Here is a 16,725-nt window from a genome sequence, read left to right on the forward strand (position 1 = left end):
CGGAACGACAGCATCATCGTTCGTGCGGAAGCGAACGAGCCGCTATATAACCCTTCTGCCTTGAATCACGCGAATCACAATTACCACGGCTGCTATGACAAGGAGGGCATGTATCAGTCCCCCCATGGTGGTGGATGAGACCATACCCAGAATCCAGAGTACAATCAGTACAACAACAACTGTTTCAAGCATGTCTTTTCTCCCCTTTCCATCGAAAGCGTACGATACGTTCACGGGTTAATGCGACTTCCTTCGATAGCATTTGTCGGTTCAGTACGTTCGCTTCTAAGAAAATAATTATACACTATTTAGAAAATAAAGTCAAGAATAATAAGTCAGTTGTGTTTAAATAAATAATTGACATTATATTTTTACTGTTGCGGCGAAAGTCCTTTGGGGAGGGATTTTGAAGGGGGTATCTTTATGGAGATTCATTTCATTGTCGGCCCTTTTTATGGGTCCGTCAATTCCGGGGACGGAAACAGCCGGAATTCACTCGCAGGACGGTGGCGCGGGCTCTTGAGTGAAAGGCTCCCCTGAAGACAGGAGAGCCTTTTTCTTCCGCGTTCGAGGTGCTCATTCCGTTACTTTTTCAGCAGCAGGAACCCCATGGGAATAAGAAGGAAAAGCATGGCGGGCGTCGGGATTCCCGCGGTGCATCCCCCTCCGCCGCCCGAGGGAGGAGCCGGGGTAGCAGGGTCGCTCGTCAGCCATGGATTATAGTCTACATAGGACGAGACCCTGTTGCCGGTACCGTTGGGGTTGTTGTAGTTCGGTGTCCCGGGAAGCGTTTTCTGGTCCCTGGGTCCGCTGGAGTGGCCCCACCAGTTTCCTCTTGAATCGATCGTTTTCGTATCGCAGTACATACCGTACTGCGTGTTTCCGACGATGCTGTTCCCTTCGGCAGTAACCGAGGATGTTGTATCGTTCGCCACGTAGATGCCGTATTCCCCGTCCCTGACGATGTTGTCGTTAATGGAGACCGTTGACGAGAGGAACACGCCGATATCTATTCCCGTGCCCGATCCTTCGAAGGTGTTGCCGTCGATCCGGATCGTGCATTGAGACAATCTTTCAAGAAATACCCCGGTCGCGGAATTCTTCACGGTATTGCCGGTGAAGGAAAATGTGTTGTCCGTCATGTACCCTACGCCTTCAATGCCCCAGACACCGTGGAAACCGTAGGAGGTGAAGCCATCGAGGGAATTGTTCTTGATCGTGACCGCGTTTGCAGGATTGCCGCCCGTGTGGACGATGCCCGATGCGTTCAGGACGGATCCGGGAGTGATGGAAAATCCGTCGATGGTAACTCCGAGGCTGGGGCCGATGAATATGGTCGCTCCACCGTCGGGAATCGCCTCGGGTTTCAGACCGGAAAAGGCAGTTATCGACGATCCCCGAAGTACGGCTTTTCCCGGTCCGTCGATCGAGACGAGCGTGAGGTTATCAGTGGAAATATAGATACTTTCATTGTAGGTCCCTGTTCTCACCTGGATCACGTCACCCTGACCAGCCGCATTAACGGCTCCCTGGATCGTGGAGTAGGTGTCGGGAACCACCCTGTTCGCCGCATGGACACCCCCTACGAGAGTTAAAACAAACAGTGCGAGAGTCGCCGCGAAAAGCAAAAGCGTTCTTTTGGCATATCGTTTCATGCCACACTCCTCCTTCTTTTTTCGGGAACCTCTGAAAAACCCCGTCTTCCCGGGCGCGATATCCTGTTGACCGGATAACGCCGGGATCCTTTCCCGTTTTTCAAAGCGGGAATGAAGAGCATTTGCTCTCCATCCCCGCTTTTTCACCGTCAGCTTGTCGCTGTAGTCACGGTGCCGTCGCTCCATGTCACGGAGATTCTGAAGTTCGACGCGCCCTGGCGGAGGCTGCCGTTATCCTCCATGAACAGCTGGAGGTTGTGGTTGGGAGGAACCTCGAAAGATACGGATCCGTCGTAGTTGTTCAACAGTCCCTTCCCCCCTTTTCCGGGAAGAACCACGCCAAGAGCCCAGTTGCCGTTTCCGGGAACGGTGTCCCAGACGCCGGAGGCCGTGCCGATGCATTCAACCATAATCGCTTTCACTTGTCCCTTTCCCGTGATCTGAAACTCGAAGAGCCAGTCAAAGCTGCCGTCCGGTCCGATGCGCTCGCGAGCGCCGACGTAATCGCTGCTGGAGGCCCGTCTGGGACCGGAGAAGCGCACCTCTCTCCTGCCGTCCTGCCTCTCTCCCCGGGCCGGACGATCCGACCCGACCCGGCGGACGATCTCCCGTGAAAGCGTCCTTCCGTCGTCATACATCAGCGTTATGTGCGACACGACGTCGCGGTCGCCGAGAGAACCGTTGTCCTCTATCCAGAGGACGAGTTCGGTTTCCCTGGAAATGGAGATCAGGACTGATCCGTCGGACCGGTTCAGGATGGTGCCGTTCGGTTCCGTAACCCCGATGAGCCAGCGCCCGTTTCCGGGGATCGTGTCCCAGTGTCCGGCGGAACCGGAGGCGTTTTCGATTTTCATCCCCTTCAGAGTACCCGGGGTGCTCACCTTGAGATCCACCTTCCAGTCGTTCGTGCCGTTGCCTCTCCTGTGTTCGTTATTACCTACCAGATCACGCGTACCGGAGCCGCTGAGAACCGCCGATCCGGAAAACGTCCCTTCCGAAGCACTCGCCCCTTCGGTTTCCACAACTCGTGCAGCAACGGCTCCATCCGAGAATGTGAAACTGACTTCAAAACGGGACTTCCCGTTCGCAATGGCGCCGTTGTCCGTTACCAGCAGATCGAGAGCGGATTTTCCTCGAAGCTGTATATTTATGCTCCCGTCGGGCTTGTTCAGCACTTTATCGGACTGCATGACAGCCACAAGCCATGAATTGCTGTTCGTAAAGGTGTCCCATTGTGCCGATTCCCCTTCGATACTTCGTACGGTCACTCCCGTGAGGGTTCCCGCCCCCTGGAGGACAACCTGCATGCCGTAATCCGCGGTGCCGTCGCCGCGAAGCCGCTTGTTGCGCCCCGTGAGATCTCTCGTTCCTTTTCCCGTCATTCGGGCGTACACAATTTCAACATCGCCGGCTGCCGGTGAAACTGCTTTTGCGGTGCCGGGAACCGAAATTGTGGAATGGCTTTCGGAACCGTCCACAAATCTCGCCGTGACGGTGAATTTCCCGCCCCTGGCGATCGATCCGTCGTCAGGGACAATGAGCGTAATTCCCATTCCCATAAGGAACGGCGTCAGGGACATTCCTCCGCTGCTCTCCGCTATCACTTTACCTCCGCTTTCCGTTACCTTTATTCCGGGGATGCCGTTGCCTGCGACGGTGTCCCAGGATGACCGACCATCCTCATACTGCAGAGAGATGCCGGAGAGAGCACCTCCGATTCCCGACAGATTGAGGGAAAACGATGCATCCGGGTTGCCGTCGGGGGTGGCATTTTCACCCGAACCGAGGACATCTTCCGGTCCTATCCCGTGAAATGTAAAGTTCTGCACCTCTCCCATGGCGGCCCATCCGAACGACGCCGTCAGCAGAAGGAATAGAACCGAACCCACCATGATGTGAATATATTTTTTTCTCAATTCTTCCAGCTCCTTTTTTCTCTTTGTTGCTGTTGTTTCAGGTATTTGCTGAGAATATGGCTATGCCGCCGAACAGGGCGGAGTCTATTCGAATGCGTAGACTTTTCCGTCAAAACCGCCGAAATAGAGCACGCCGTCCACAACTACAGGATCCGACATAATCTCCCTGCCCGATTCGAACTTCCATACTTCCCGCCCGCTTGCGGCGTCAAGGCCGTAAAAATTGCCTCCGTCGCTTCCAAAGAAAACTATTCCATCGTGCACCGCCGGTGTGGAGTGAATGCCCCCCGGAACGGCGAACTCCCAGATCCGGTTGCCAGAGGCTTTATCGAGAGCGATCATCTTTCCGTTTATCGTGCCGAAGAAAAGCCGCCCTCCGGCTGCCGCGGCGGACGTTGTAATGGATTCGCCCGCGTCAAATTTCCACTGGGGAACCACTCCCTTGATGAGTACGGCTTGAAGTGTGCCGTCCCAACTGCCGAAGTACACCACCCCATCGGATACTGCCGCGGCTGAACCTATTGCACCGCCGCTTCCGCCGCCCCACTCCCTGTGGCCGGTTTTCGCGCTCAGGGCGTGGAAGACGCCTTCGTACGCTCCGATGAAAACAAGGCCGTCGCTGTACGCCGGAGCGGATCGGAGCCCCCTGCCCGTGTCGTAGTTCCAGAGAAGATCCCCCGTGCTGCCGCTGAGGGCATACACTTTGCCGTCGACGCTGTTAAAATAGACGCGCCCGTCGCCTGCCGCCGGGGATGACCATGATCCTCCCGGAGTGTTGGCTTCCTTCGGACTGTAGCGCCAGCGTTCGGTCCCGGAATTCACATCCAGGGCAAAAAAGGTTCCGTTCGTACCGCCGAAATAGACGGTTTTTTCGATGACTGCGGGCCGGCCTTTGATTGAAGCCCCCGTGTTGAATGACCACAGCGCCTTGCCCGAATTCTTGTCGAGGGCGTACAGTTTCCCGTTGTTGTCCCCTATAAGAAGAATGTTTCCTGCGACGATGGGGGACCCGGAGACGCTTGTTTCCGCGCCATAGACCCATTTCTGCACTCCCTGCCATGCCTGAGCCGGAGCGGAGCAAAGTAAACCGATGACCGCCGCCGCTAAAACCAACCCGTACATCGGGCGCCTTGTGACCTTCTTCATGGTATCACCTCTTCCTTCATAAATTTCCAATATTCCTAAATTTCAGAACTACACTATAGCACGAAATTTAACTCTTGTATATCTTTATAATAGTAGAATGGTTTGTATATTTAATACTTATATTCATTTTCTTTTGGTTCTGGTGTTGTTTTTGTCCTGAAATCCGACGTATTGGAGGTATTCCCGCTGGCCTTTTAATTCATTAAACAGCTCTCTGCAAGGCTTTCTTTAAAAATACGGAAAATAAAAAATTTTTAACTTCTTAATACTATGTTGTGGTATAATATGGAACGTGTCAGAGATTGAAAACGAATGGGGGCTTCACTGATGAAACGTAACACAAGAATGTTTTTGGCGGCCGTTTTCTCGTTCGCGCTGATTTCCTGCGCCGGTTCCGCGGGCAGGGCTTTTGCTGCCGCACCGAAAGGGCTGATACAGGACTCGGTGACAATCCTGCGTGAGATGTCTGCGCAGGAGGATGCGGGAACAATGGGTGACCTTCTCCATCACGCCAGGGGCGTGGCGATTTTTCCGTCCGTTCTCAAAGCGGCTTTTGTGTTCGGCGCCCAATACGGTGAAGGGCTGGTGCTCCGCCGCGACCCCGATACCGGCAAGTGGTTCGGACCTTCCTTCGCCTCGGTGACGGGTGTTTCCTACGGGCTGCAGATAGGCGCTCAGTCCATCTCTCTGGTTCTTGTGATCACCAACGACCCCGGTTTCAAAGGATTTATGGAGAACAACGTAACCCTCGGAGGCGATATCGCAGTGGCCGCAGGCCCCGTGGGACGCAGGGGAGAGCTTGGAACCGACTATAAGTTCGACGCGTCGATTTACAGCTATTCCATGACAAAGGGATTGTTCGCCGGAATATCTCTCAAGGGAGCTGCCGTCGGAGTGAGCGACCAGACGAACGAAGCCTATTGGGGAAAGCCCATTACCGCCGAAGAAGCCTTAAACAGACCGGCTTCCTCCGCTGACATGCAGCCTCTTATCGCAGAACTGAACAAGCTGATCCGGGAAGCGAAGTAGTCTTTCGCGTACAACAAGACGGAGCCCGCCTCTTAAGAGGCGGGCTCCGTCTTGTTGTACGCGGTTGCCGGGAGGGAAGAATACCGGGCGGCTGTCCGTTTGGAGGGATTCGGGCCTTTTCCCTCCCGGCGGGCTTGGAGTACAATATCCTGCAGGCTGGCAGAATGCAGCCGGTACCTTTTTCCGGTTCCGGCACTGAAGTGCCGGGTTTCCAGAGGAGGTCGGGCAATGATAGGAGAGTGGGGGGCGCTTCGCCGCCTTGAAGAGAAGGAAGGAATTGACGTTTTCGACGAGAGGAGCGTGGACAGCTTTCTCTCGGACGCCCACGTGGGAGCGGCCGTTATCTCTCCCGACCTGAAGGTGCTGTGGGCGAACTCCTTTTTCCGGGAAGTCTTCGGCGCTGCGGAAGGGCGCTTCTGTCATAGTGTTTTTTTCGGCGAGGATGGGCCCTGTGGCGAGTGCGGCGTCCGGGAGGTGACTGAGGGCGGGGCCGGGCGGTACGTGGCCAGGAAGAGGCCGCGGGTATCGGGGGAATGGTTCCAGGTGGTGTACACCCCCCTCCGTTCGCCGTCGGGGAAGGTGGTGGCCGCCCGGGCTCTCGCTCTGCCCATTACGGACCTTCTCCGCACCGAGGAGGCCCTCCGGACGACCCAGTCCAATCTTCTCGCCATGCTCAACAACTCCCTCCAGAGTTTCGTCCTTCTCGACAGGGATCTCCGCATCCTCGCCTTCAACCTTGAGGCGGAGGGTGACCTTGTGCGGCTTTTCGATGCCCGCCCCGCGGAAGGGGTTCCCTTTCTCGAGCTTGTTTCTCCGCCCGTGGCCAGGACGCTCTCCTCCATGTTCTCCTTTTCTCCCGGCGAGGGAAGGAAACGGGAGAATTTGGCGGTCTCATCCTACAGCGGCGAAATTTTTCATTACGAGGTGGAGACCATTCCCATCCTGGACGGGGAAGGAAACCGGACCGCCTGCCTTCTGTGCGCCCGGAACGTTACCGAAAAAGAGCAGAACAGGCAGCATCTCGAGGACCTTCTGGCTCTCCTGCCCCTGGTGATGTGGTCCTGGGACCTGCGCTCCTCCCGCCTGGTGCAGGTTTCCGGAGCCTGCGAGGAAATTCTCGGCTTCGCACCGGAGCGATTGCCCCGGGAGGGAATTCCCCCGGAGGCGTTCCTCTGTGATGAGGACCGGCCTGGTATAAGGGCTTTCCTCGACTCCATCCTCAGGGAAGGGAAGGCTTCGGGAGAATACAGGGTGCGCCGGGCCGACGGGACCTTCCGGTGGCTCTTCTCCCGGGCTTCTCTCGCCCGGGGGAATGACGGCGCCCCTCTCCGGGTGAACGGGGTGAGTTACGATATCACTTCCGTCAGGGATCTGGCTTCCCGCCTCTCGAAGACGGAGGCGAGATATCGTGCCGTGATCGGCACCACGTCCCAGGGCTTCCTTCTCCACGACCTCTCCGTGGTGGAGTCGGTGAACGACGCTTTTTGCGCCATGCTCGGAATGAACCCCGGAGAAATCATCGGAAAGAGCCCCGGCGACATCGTCTATCCGGAAGACTATCCCCTGTGGGAAGAGGCCCGGAAAAAGATTACCGTCACCGATCACAGAAATTACCCCATCCGGCTCATGCGAAAGGACGGGTCCCCCCTCCCGGTCCAGGTGAGCGCCACCACCCTCCGGGACGGCGCCGGAAAAGCCGTGGGAGCTTTCTCATTCTTCACCGACCTGTCGGAACGGACGGCCATGGAGGAAAAGCTTCGGGAGGCCCTGGCCGCGGCGGAAGAGGCAAACCGGGCGAAGAGCGCCTTCCTGGCCAACATGAGCCACGAGATCCGGACGCCAATGAACGCCATCCTCGGCATGACGTCCCTCGTCCTGGAAACGGATCTCTCCCCGGAGCAGAGGGAGCTCCTGGAGATGGTGGACGCCTCGGGAAAAAAGCTCATGACCCTGCTGAACGACATACTGGACCTCTCCCGCATCGAGGCCGGAAAGCTGAGCCTGGCCAGGGAGCCCTTTTCCCTCCGGAAGACGGTGGACCAGGTGGTGAAGCCCCTGTTCCTCCCGGCGGTGCAGAAGGGGCTGTTCTTCACAGCGGACGTGGATCCCTCCCTGGGCGACAGGTTTCTCGGCGATTCCCTCAGGCTGAGCCAGGTGCTCCTGAATCTCTGCAGCAACGCCCTGAAGTTCACGTCCCGGGGCGGTGTCTCCGTGGACGTGCGCCCTGAAGAACCGGGGCGGACGGGGATGGTCCTTTTTTCCGTGGCGGATACGGGTATAGGAATACGGGAAAACCAGAAGGAAAAACTCTTCCAGTTTTTCTCCCAGCTCGACCAGTCACGATCGAAGCAGTTCGAGGGGACGGGGCTCGGACTCGCCATCTCCAGGGAGCTGGTGACCGCCATGGGGGGGCGCATCTGGGCCGAAAGCAGGGAAGGACAGGGAAGCATTTTCCATTTCACCATCCCCCTCGAACCGGCTGAAAGTCCCCTGCCCGCCGGGCCGGAGAAAGGAACATCCGGCCCGGCGGTCCCCGGGAAGAAGAAAAAAACCGGCGCTCCGGCAGTCATGCCCGAAAAGGAAGGCAGAAGAATTCTCCTTGCGGAGGACAATCCCGTGAACGCCATCTTCGCAGAAAAGGTCCTGACGTCGGCAGGGCACACCGTGGTCCGGGCGTCGTCGGGGCAGGAGGCCCTTGATGTCCTGTCCGGAGACGGCCCCTTCGACCTGGTCCTCATGGATGTCCAGATGCCGGGAATGGACGGGCTGGAAGCGGTGAAGCGCATCCGGGCCATGGAACAGGATTCGGGAGCCCGTCTCCCGGTGGCCGCCCTCACCGCCTATGCCCTGGGTGAGGACAGGGAACTCTGCCTTGCGGCGGGCATGGACGACTGCATCACGAAGCCGGTGTCACGGGACGCTCTCCTCGCCGCGGTGGACAGGCTCTCTTCCGGCAGCGGGGAAAGGCAAGGCTGACGGGGCAGTTCCCGGTCATGTATACCCGGAAGGGGATGGCGTTTTTTCTCCGGATGGGGTATGGTATCGGCGCTATCAATGGGCCCGGAACGAAGGGGCCGGCGGAGGGAATGAAAGAGTGAAGATTGTCGTCGTTGGCGGAGGAGAAGTGGGCTACAGCGTGGCGGAGACCCTTTCCGAAGAAGGGCACGACGTCACCGTGGTGGAGGAGGACGAGGAACGGGCGGCCAGGGTCGACAATGAACTGGACGTGATCACCGTCAAGGGAAATGGAGCCAGGCCCCAGGTTCTCGAGGAGGCCGGAATCGTTCCCGGGTGCGATGTGGACATCCTCGTGGCCTGCACCGATCATGACGAAGTGAACATCCTCGCCTGCTGGATCGCCAAGCGCGCCGGGGTGAAGCGGGTCATCTCCCGGGCCAGGGGGCTCGAGTTCACCGACAGCCCCACCTGGGCGAAGGACCTGGGAATTGACGTGATGAATTCTCCCGAGCGGTCCGTGGCGAGGGAGATCCTGGAGCTGCTGTTCGTCAGCTCCGCCGTCCACACGGCAGAGCTTCTCGACGGCCGTTCAGGCATATATGCCTTCCGGGTGGCCCCGGATTCCGCTCTCGTGGGGGTGGCTCTGAAGGAACTCCGGACCCTCTACCCCCATTTCGTCGCCATCATCGTCTACATCGAGCGGAACGGCACCGGCTACATACCCTACGGCGACATGAGGATCGAGGCAGGAGACCTCTGCTATATCGTCACCTCCAGGGAACAGGCCTGGAAGATGGAAGAAATCTACCAGAAGAAGAAGAGCCGGCCCCTGAAGAAGGTCATCATCATCGGCGGCGGAAAGCTTGGCTTCCAGGTGGCCTGGAAGCTGGAAAACCAGTTCCGCAACCTGGACATCCGCCTCATCGACCATAACAGGGAGAAATGCGAACGCCTGGCCGGCGAACTGAAGCGGACCCTGGTGCTGTGCGGCGACGGAGCCGATGAAAACCTGCTCCGCCAGGAAGGCATCGAGGAGGCCGACGGCCTGGTGTGCGCCACGGAGAGCGACGAGACGAACCTCCTCTTCTCGGTGATCGGCAAGGCCCTCGGCGCCCGGAAAACCATCGCCGTGGTGCGCCACAAGATCTACATGAAGCTGGACAACTACATGTCCGTGGATTCCATCGTGAACCCCAACAGCGCCCTGGCATCGGTGATCCTCCGGTACGCCCGCTACCCCACCGGTTCCGGCGTGCTTTCCATCATCGAGAAAATCGACGCCGAGATGCTTGAAGTGGTCATTCCCGAGCGGAGCCCCGCGGTCGGTCGGACCATCATGAGTCTGGGCCTCCCAAAGGGAATTCTCATCGCCCTCATCGTGAGGAAGGGAGACACGTTCGTACCCGTGGGGGCCACGGTACTTCAGAAGGGAGACAAAGTCATCGTCTTTGCCACGTCGGACCTCATGTCCGAGGCGATGGAATCCCTTGGAGTGATCTGACCGTGCATTTTCCCGTCGTTTTCAGGGTTCTTTCCCTTCTCTCGGCCATAGTATCTCTCTCGATGATTCTCCCCCTGGGGTGGGTCGCATGGGACGGGAGCGCCGACGGAAAAGCCTTTCTGCTGTCCATTGCCGCCGGACTTCTGGTTTCAGGAGCCTTCTTTCTTGCAGGAAAGAAGGCCGGCAGTTACGACCTCGGCATAAAGGACAGCTTTCTCGTCGTCGCCCTCATCTGGATCCTGGCGTCCTTTATCGGAGCCCTCCCCTTTTATCTCAGCGGAACCGTTCCTACCTTTACCGACGCTTTCTTCGAATCATCCTCGGGCTTCACCACCACCGGAGCGTCGGTCCTCTCCGACATCGAGGCCGTTCCCCGGGGAATCCTTTTCTGGAGAAGCCTGACCCACTGGCTCGGAGGCATGGGTATCATCGTCCTCAGCCTGGCGATTCTCCCCTTCCTCGGGGTGGGGGGGATGGAACTGTTCAAGGCGGAAGTGCCGGGTCCCATACCGGAAAAAATCACTCCCCGGATACAGCAGACAGCCCTGTACCTCTGGGGCGTGTATGCCTTTCTCACCGCGGCGGAAACGGCGCTTCTCCTTCTGGGGGGGATGAACCTTTTCGAGGCGCTGACCCACACCTTCGGCACCGTGGCCACGGGAGGCTTTTCCCCGCTCAACAGGAGCGTGGGGCAGTATGGCTCCGCCTACTTCGAATGGGTCATCACCATTTTCATGTTTCTTTCCGGGGTAAATTTTGTCCTTCATTACCGCATGCTCCGAAGGGATTTCCGCCCCTTAGCCAGGGACGAGGAGTTCAGGCTCTACCTCTGGATCGTCCTGGGCTGCACCGCCGTCATTTCAGCGGTTCTGCTATTCGGGGGGCATTACGACTCCATAACCGAAGCCGTCCGGTACAGCGCCTTCCAGGTGGTGAGCATCATCACCACTACCGGGTTCGCTACCGCTGACTTTGAGCTCTGGCCCGTTTTCGTCCAGATTGTCCTTCTGCTCCTCATGTTTGCCGGGGCATGCGCCGGATCCACGGGAGGGGGCATGAAGATCCTCCGGCTCCTGGTCCTCGGGAGGCACACCCGGGCGGAACTGAAGCGGGTTCTCCACCCCAGCGCCGTGGTGTCGGTAAAAGTGGGAGGAAAAGCGATCGACGACAGTATCCAGTCATCGGTGACCTCCTTTCTGATACTCTACGTGACCATTTTTATCGCCGGGGTTTTTTTCATCGCATCTCTCGGCATGGACCTGCTTTCAGCCATCTCGGGAGTGGCCGCTTCACTGGGCAACGTGGGTCCGGGCCTAGGGTCCCTGGGCCCCATGGACAACTACGGCGCCGTTCCCGCAGCAGGCAAATGGGTCTTTTCTTTCCTGATGATCACCGGACGCCTGGAACTCTACACGGTAATCCTTCTCTTTCTTCCGGAGACGTGGAGAAAATAGCGTCATGATGAACAATGTCCGGGGGGGTGCCGGTAAAGCATGAACGGATTCCTGGTGGCCAAATTTCTGTCCTTCATCACAGGGATCGTCTCAGTCTTCATGATATGGCCCATCCTGTGGGCTCATTTCGACGGGAGCGGCGAGGTCAGGAGCCTTGTCTACTCCATGGTTCTCGGCCTTACCTTTTCAGGCCTTCTCTTTGCCGCGGGAAGGCACCATACCAATTACAAAAGCGTCGGGATCCGCGACGCCTTCGCCGTGGTCTCCCTTTCCTGGGTGTGCGCGTCTTTTATCGGGGCTCTCCCCTACTATATCTATGGAATGACCCCCACCTTCACCGACGCTTTTTTCGAGGCCATGTCCGGGTTTACCACCACCGGGGCCTCGATCCTGACAGACATAGAGATCCATCCGAAAAGCCTCCTCTTCTGGAGGGGACTGACCCACTGGATCGGAGGCATGGGGATCATCGTCCTCAGCCTCGCCATACTGCCCTTTATCGGCGTGGGAGGGGTCCATCTCTTCAAGGCGGAAGTTCCGGGCTTCGGTCTTGAAAAAATGACGCCGAGGCTCCACCAGATGGCCATCAGGCTGTGGGGCATCTATTTCGGCCTGACGGCGGCGCAGACGCTCCTCCTCCTTCTTGGAGGGGTGAGCCTCTTCGAAGCTCTCACCCACTCCTTCAGCACCATCGCCACCGGGGGCCTTTCTCCGCTGAACAAAAGCATCGGCCATTACAATTCACCCTACATCGAATGGGTGACCACCTTTTTCATGTTTTTTTCAGGGGTGAATTTCGTCCTCCACTACCGTTTTATTCTCAGGCAGCCCGGGGCGTACCGCGACGACGAGGAATATCGGCTCTACGCCTTCATCGTCCTTTTCAGCATTCTCTTCACCGCTGCGGTGCTTCTGCTCAGGGGATATTACGGTTCCGTCGAGGAGGCCCTCCGCTACAGCGCCTTCCAGGTGATCAGCATCATCACCTCCACGGGTTTTTGTACTGCCGATTACGAGCTCTGGCCGGTATCGGTCCATTTTCTGTTCATCCTCCTCATGTTCGCGGGAGGATGCACCGGTTCCACCGCCGGAGGCATCAAGAGCCTCCGGATTCTCGCCCTCGCCCGGCACGTAAAATCAGGTCTTGTCATGTCTCTCCACCCCAGGGGGATGTTCCGGATAAAAATCCGGGGAAAAACCGTGGGGCAGGACGCGGTAGCCTCGGTGACCGCCTTTTTTATCATCTACCTGCTGGTCTTCCTGGGAGGAGCCCTGTTCATGGGAGCCCTGGGCGTGGATTTCGTCACGGCCGTGAGCAGCGCTGCGGCATCCATCGGGAACACGGGTCCCGGGTTCGGAACGGTCGGTCCCACCGAGAATTTTTACCACATCCCGGCGGCAGGGAAATGGGTTCTCTCTCTCCTCATGCTTATGGGAAGACTTGAACTCTACACCATGGTTCTCCTGTTCTTTCCCGGGACGTGGAGAAAATAGATTTTCAGGTACCTGTATTTCCTCCCGGATGATATAATATATTCCAACAATTAAACAGGGGAGGGATTTTCCTTGAAACTCGTCGACATGAACCGGCTGGAAAAGGAAAACGTTCTTCCCGGCCTCAGGGCCAGGTTCGTCCACTCGGAGAACATGACGGTGGCTTACTGGGACATGGATGCGGGAGCGGTTTTCCCCCTTCATGACCACTCCCACGAACAGGTGGTGAACGTGGTATCCGGAAAGGTGGAGATCTCCGTCAGGGGAGAGAAGATTCTCCTCGACGAAGGATGTGTCCTGGTTCTCGCGCCGGGGGAGCCCCACGCGGTGCACGCCGTGACAGAAAGCTTTGTGATCGACGTGTTCCATCCCATCCGCCAGGACTACAAAAGAGCGTGAAAACCTCGGGAGAGCGGCTTTCTGCCTGCTCTCCCTTTTTTTACTCTTTTTCAGGACCGTCCCCTTGACATATTCAGGAATTAAGGTACCATAATGCCTGAATTAAGAAAGGGGCCCTGAAAATGAGCGGAGTGGTTGCTGTGTCGGAAGCGGTATCCCTGGCCTTTCACGGAATGGGTCTTCTCGCTTCCGGAAAGCGGATGAGCGCGAAGGAAATGGCGGAAGCCGTGAACGTCTCCGAGGCCCACCTGGCCAAGGTCTTCCAGAAACTGGTGAAGGAAGGGCTGGTGACCTCCGTCCGGGGGCCGGGAGGCGGATTTCAGCTTGCCCGTGATCCCGGAGAGACCTCCCTTTTCCACATCTACACCGCCATCGAAGGCGTTCCTAAACACGACTACTGCCTGCTCCACAGCGAGAGATGCCCCTTCGGCGGCTGCATTTTCGGTTCACTGCTCGGGAAAATGACGGACGAATTCGTGGAGTACCTGAAAAATACCACCCTGAAGGATCTACAGAGAGGAGAAACCCGATGACCAAGGTAATGCGGAGAATCATAACTATCGACGAGGACAAGTGCGACGGCTGCGGCATCTGCGCCGAAGCCTGCCACGAGGGAGCCATCCGGATCATTGGCGGCAAGGCGAAGCTGGTCAGCGAAACCTACTGCGACGGTCTCGGCGACTGCATCGGCGAATGCCCCGTGGGCGCCATCACCTTCGAGGAGAGAGAGGCCGACCCCTACGACGAGGAAGCGGTGAAGAAGCACATGGCGGCGAAGGCCGCGGCCGGGCCGCTCCCCTGCGGCTGCCCCGGGTCCATGGCCCGGGATCTCCGGAAAAAGGAACCGGAGCCCTGCGCGGCTTCCCAGGCGTCCCCCGCTCCCGCAGCCCTGAAATCCGCCCTTGCCAACTGGCCCGTCCAGATCCGGCTGGTGCCGGAGACGGCTCCCTATCTCAGGAAGGCGGACCTCGTGATCGCCGCGGACTGCACCCCTTTCGCCTTCGCCGATTTCCACCGGACTTTTCTCGCCGGAGAGAACACGGTCTGCCTCATAGGCTGCCCCAAGCTCGACGACGCCCAGGCCTACGTGGAGAAGCTCACCAGGCTGATCTCCTACAATGAAATCAGTTCCGTCACCGTGGTCCGCATGGAAGTCCCGTGCTGCGGCGGCATGACCAGGATTCTCGAGGCGGCCTGCGGGGCGGCCGAACATAACGTCTCGCTGAAAATCGTCACCATCGGAGTGGGCGGAGAAATTACGGACAGGGAGACCATCAGGTTCTCCGTGAAGAAGTAAACAATACCAAGGAGGAGATGCGAGCCATGTTTTGTTACCAGTGTGAACAGACGGCAAAGGGAACCGGATGCACCGCGTTCGGAGTCTGCGGCAAGAGCCCCGAGGTGGCGGACCTTCAGGATCTTCTGATTTATCTCGCCAAGGGAGTTTCCATGTACGCCCACCGGGCAAGGCAGCTCGGCGCTGTGGACAGGAACGTGGACGTCTTCGTCGTGGAAGCCCTCTTCACCACCATCACCAACGTGAACTTCGACGAAGCCCGCATGGAAGCCATGATCCGGAAGGCAGGAGAAGTCCGCGAGGCGGCGAAGAAACTCTACGAGGATGCCTGCAGGAAAGCCGGGAAGACCCCCGAGACCCTCGGCGGCCCGGCGGTCTTCCCCGTGCCCTCCTCCAGGAGCGAGATGATTAACGCCGGGGAGAAGGTCAACCCCGAGGCGGGCAGCGAGGTGCACGGAGAAGTGGTCCAGGGGCTGCGGGACCTTGTTCTGCTCGGCCTCAAGGGCAGCGCTGCCTACATGGACCATGCCAAGGTCCTCGGCTACGAAAAGGACGAGCTCTACGGATTCATCCACGAGAAGATGGACTTTCTCGCCGGCGAGTCCTTCACCGTTGACGGCCTCGTGGGCCAGGCCATGGATGCGGGCAAGTGGAACATCTCCGTCATGGAGCTCCTCGATGCGGCCAACACCGGCGTGTACGGCCATCCGGAACCCACGAAGGCCCGGGTCACCGGCGTGAAGGGCAAGGCCATCCTCGTCTCCGGCCATGACCTCAAGGACCTCGATCTCCTCCTCCAGCAGACGGAAGGAAAGGGCATCAACATCTACACCCACGGTGAAATGCTTCCCTGCCTCGCCTATCCCGGGCTGAAGAAGTACAAACACCTCGTGGGGAACTACGGCAGCGCATGGCAGAACCAGCGGGAGGAGTTCGAAAAGTTCCCCGGCGCCATCCTCATGACCACCAACTGCATCCAGAAGCCCAAGGATTCCTACCTTGCCCGCATCTTCACCACCGGGCTCGTGGCCTGGCCGGGCGCCACCCACATCGGTGACGGCAAGGACTTCTCCCCCGTGATCGAGGCCGCCCTCGCCGCCCCCGGCTTCGACGAGGATGAGGAACCCCACTTCATCAACGTGGGTTTTGCCCGGAACACCGTCATGTCCGTGGCCGGCAAGGTCATCGACCTCGTGAAGGCCGGAAAGCTCCGCCACTTCTTCCTCATCGGCGGCTGCGACGGCGCCAAGCCGGGACGGAGCTACTACACCGACTTCGCCACTTCCGTGCCGGACGACTGCGTGATCCTCACCCTGGCCTGCGGCAAGTACCGGTTCAACAAACTCGAGTTCGGCGACATCGACGGCATTCCCAGGCTCCTTGACGCCGGCCAGTGCAACGACGCCTACTCTGCGGTGCGCATCGCCCTCGCCCTCGCCGACGCCTTCAAGACGGACATCAACGGACTGCCCCTGTCCCTGATCCTGTCCTGGTACGAGCAGAAGGCCGTCTGCATCCTCCTCTCCCTCCTGTACCTGGGAGTGAAAAACATGAGGATCGGACCCACCCTTCCCGCCTTCGTGAAGGAACCCGTCTTCAAGGTCCTCCAGGAGAAGTTCAACCTCCAGCCCGTCACCACGGTGGAGCAGGACCTGAAGGCAATCCTCGGCTAAACGGCCCCGAAGAAACAAACAAGCAGGGAAAAGGCTTTGCGCCTTTTTCCTGCTTTTATTATTTTCCCCGGAAAATTTCGGTCCGCCTCAGGGAAAATGAGCAGGATTTTACAGCCTCACCTTTTCCGTAATTGCCGAAGACTTGCCGAAAGGTTATAATAATTTTCCTGTTTGTTTGGTTTCACCACTCTGAAGGGGTCTCC

General features: G+C 58.2%; 13 protein-coding genes. 9 read left to right on the forward strand and 4 right to left on the reverse strand.

Features of this window, described 5'->3' with window-relative positions; all coding sequences use genetic code 11:
• Positions 1–42: 42 nt before the first annotated feature.
• The 4 genes from C8D99_RS07045 to C8D99_RS07060 form a co-directional block, all read right to left on the reverse strand.
• A complete protein-coding gene (locus C8D99_RS07045) occupies positions 43–234 on the reverse strand; it encodes a lmo0937 family membrane protein (RefSeq protein WP_243833857.1) in 192 nt (63 codons plus the stop codon).
• A gap of 350 nt (positions 235–584) precedes the next feature.
• A complete protein-coding gene (locus C8D99_RS07050) occupies positions 585–1,655 on the reverse strand; it encodes a right-handed parallel beta-helix repeat-containing protein (protein WP_166670062.1) in 1,071 nt (356 codons plus the stop codon).
• A 149-nt stretch (positions 1,656–1,804) separates the two neighbouring features.
• Positions 1,805–3,571 (reverse strand): hypothetical protein, encoded by a 1,767-nt coding sequence (locus C8D99_RS07055; RefSeq protein ID WP_133957435.1) that lies wholly within the window; start codon positions 3,569–3,571, stop codon positions 1,805–1,807.
• An 84-nt stretch (positions 3,572–3,655) separates the two neighbouring features.
• Positions 3,656–4,717, reverse strand: a complete 1,062-nt coding sequence (locus C8D99_RS07060; protein WP_133957436.1) for an outer membrane protein assembly factor BamB family protein — start codon at positions 4,715–4,717, stop codon at positions 3,656–3,658.
• A gap of 489 nt (positions 4,718–5,206) precedes the next feature.
• On the opposite strand from C8D99_RS07060, the gene C8D99_RS07065 reads away from it, so the two are divergent.
• The 9 genes from C8D99_RS07065 (at position 5,207) to hcp (ending at position 16,522) form a co-directional block, all read left to right on the forward strand.
• Complete coding sequence (locus C8D99_RS07065) at positions 5,207–5,746, forward strand: lipid-binding SYLF domain-containing protein (protein ID WP_243833858.1); 540 nt, start codon at positions 5,207–5,209, stop codon at positions 5,744–5,746.
• A gap of 228 nt (positions 5,747–5,974) precedes the next feature.
• Entirely contained in the window at positions 5,975–8,722 is a 2,748-nt protein-coding gene (locus C8D99_RS07070) for a PAS domain-containing protein (protein WP_133957438.1), read from the forward strand.
• 118 nt (positions 8,723–8,840) lie between these two features.
• Positions 8,841–10,205, forward strand: a complete 1,365-nt coding sequence (trkA, locus tag C8D99_RS07075; RefSeq protein WP_133957439.1) for a Trk system potassium transporter TrkA — start codon at positions 8,841–8,843, stop codon at positions 10,203–10,205.
• A 2-nt stretch (positions 10,206–10,207) separates the two neighbouring features.
• Complete coding sequence (locus tag C8D99_RS07080; protein WP_133957440.1) at positions 10,208–11,659, forward strand: TrkH family potassium uptake protein; 1,452 nt, start codon at positions 10,208–10,210, stop codon at positions 11,657–11,659.
• A 39-nt stretch (positions 11,660–11,698) separates the two neighbouring features.
• Entirely contained in the window at positions 11,699–13,153 is a 1,455-nt protein-coding gene (locus tag C8D99_RS07085; RefSeq protein WP_133957441.1) for a TrkH family potassium uptake protein, read from the forward strand.
• 72 nt (positions 13,154–13,225) lie between these two features.
• Positions 13,226–13,552: a cupin domain-containing protein gene (locus tag C8D99_RS07090; RefSeq protein ID WP_133957442.1), complete on the forward strand. Its 327-nt coding sequence runs from the start codon at positions 13,226–13,228 to the stop codon at positions 13,550–13,552.
• Positions 13,553–13,674: 122 nt separating this feature from the next.
• Positions 13,675–14,085 (forward strand): RrF2 family transcriptional regulator, encoded by a 411-nt coding sequence (locus C8D99_RS07095; protein ID WP_133957443.1) that lies wholly within the window; start codon positions 13,675–13,677, stop codon positions 14,083–14,085.
• A complete protein-coding gene (locus C8D99_RS07100; protein WP_133957444.1) occupies positions 14,082–14,849 on the forward strand; it encodes an ATP-binding protein in 768 nt (255 codons plus the stop codon). The genes C8D99_RS07095 and C8D99_RS07100 overlap by 4 nt, the downstream gene beginning before the upstream one ends.
• Positions 14,850–14,875: 26 nt before the next feature.
• Positions 14,876–16,522: a hydroxylamine reductase gene (hcp, locus tag C8D99_RS07105; RefSeq protein WP_133957445.1), complete on the forward strand. Its 1,647-nt coding sequence runs from the start codon at positions 14,876–14,878 to the stop codon at positions 16,520–16,522.
• Positions 16,523–16,725: the final 203 nt, after the last annotated feature.

Origin of the sequence: Aminivibrio pyruvatiphilus (assembly GCF_004366815.1) — a bacterium.
Classification (GTDB): Bacteria; Synergistota; Synergistia; order Synergistales; family Aminobacteriaceae; genus Aminivibrio; species Aminivibrio pyruvatiphilus.

Excerpts from the sequence above, each read along its gene's own strand:
- C8D99_RS07050 (WP_166670062.1), bottom strand. The coding sequence starts at position 1,655 with ATGAAACGATATGCCAAAAGAACGCTTTTGCTTTTCGCGGCGACTCTC.
- C8D99_RS07060 (WP_133957436.1), bottom strand. The coding sequence starts at position 4,717 with ATGAAGAAGGTCACAAGGCGCCCGATGTACGGGTTGGTTTTAGCGGCG.
- C8D99_RS07065 (WP_243833858.1), top strand. The coding sequence starts at position 5,207 with ATGGGTGACCTTCTCCATCACGCCAGGGGCGTGGCGATTTTTCCGTCC.
- C8D99_RS07070 (WP_133957438.1), top strand. The coding sequence starts at position 5,975 with ATGATAGGAGAGTGGGGGGCGCTTCGCCGCCTTGAAGAGAAGGAAGGA.
- C8D99_RS07085 (WP_133957441.1), top strand. The coding sequence starts at position 11,699 with ATGAACGGATTCCTGGTGGCCAAATTTCTGTCCTTCATCACAGGGATC.
- C8D99_RS07095 (WP_133957443.1), top strand. The coding sequence starts at position 13,675 with ATGAGCGGAGTGGTTGCTGTGTCGGAAGCGGTATCCCTGGCCTTTCAC.
- C8D99_RS07100 (WP_133957444.1), top strand. The coding sequence starts at position 14,082 with ATGACCAAGGTAATGCGGAGAATCATAACTATCGACGAGGACAAGTGC.
- hcp (WP_133957445.1), top strand. The coding sequence starts at position 14,876 with ATGTTTTGTTACCAGTGTGAACAGACGGCAAAGGGAACCGGATGCACC.